1 protein-coding gene is annotated in these 762 nt (G+C 69.8%); it reads right to left on the bottom strand.

Annotated features, from left to right (window positions below):
- Positions 1-762: PD-(D/E)XK nuclease family protein (locus tag HMPREF7215_RS11385; protein WP_040551182.1), on the bottom strand; the 762-nt coding region annotated here is incomplete at both ends.

Below are 762 nucleotides of genomic sequence, written 5' to 3'. Positions count from 1 at the left end.
GGGCGGCCACGGGCCTTCGGCCGCCTGCGACGCCTGCGACAGGAGCGCGGTTTCCAGATTTTTTTCGGAACTCGCGTCCGGCACTTCGAGCTTCTGTTCCGCGCCGCCGCGCAGGTTCCACAGCGCCAGATCGAGCGTCAGCGGCGCGAACTCGGGGCGCTGGCGGCGCAGGGCCAGCGCGTAAAACCGCAGCTGCCGCGCGTAAAAATCGTCCAGCCAGCGGCGGCGCAGCGGATCCTTCGGCAGGCGCGCGGTCTTGTAGTCGCGCACGCACAGCCGCGACGGGCGGCCGGCGTCGCTCTCGATCCAGAAAACGTCCACGACGCCGACCAGATCGACGGGGCCGAGGCGGACTTTGAACGGATATTCGCGCGCCAGCGTCCCTTCGGCCAGCGCCCGGCGCAGCCGCGCCAGCAGTTTTTCGCCGTCGGGACTGTGGAAGTTGCGCAGGAAGCGTTCCAGCTCGCGGCGCGAGGCCGGGTCGCGCCAGACGCGGCGGAATTCGGGACGCAGATGGCCGTCCCTGAGGCCGAGGATGCGTCGGTAATCGCCGTCGCTGAAGTCCCATTTGGAAAGGATCCAATGCGCGACGTTGCCCAGCTCGGCGCCGCCGGGAGCTTCGTGAAGCGTTTCGCCTTCGCCGGCGCTCCAGCTCAGGTCGAGGTTCTGGCGGAACGACAGGCGCCACGCCGCCGGGCACAGGCTCCAGAGCGCGTGCGAAGTGGCGCTGACGCTGCGCAGCGCGCGCGGACGAAGGACGGT

This window comes from Pyramidobacter piscolens W5455, from assembly GCF_000177335.1.
Classification (GTDB): Bacteria; Synergistota; Synergistia; order Synergistales; family Dethiosulfovibrionaceae; genus Pyramidobacter; species Pyramidobacter piscolens.
The sequence above is the reverse complement of the archived record's forward strand: the minus strand, read 5'-3'. Positions and strand labels throughout refer to the sequence as shown.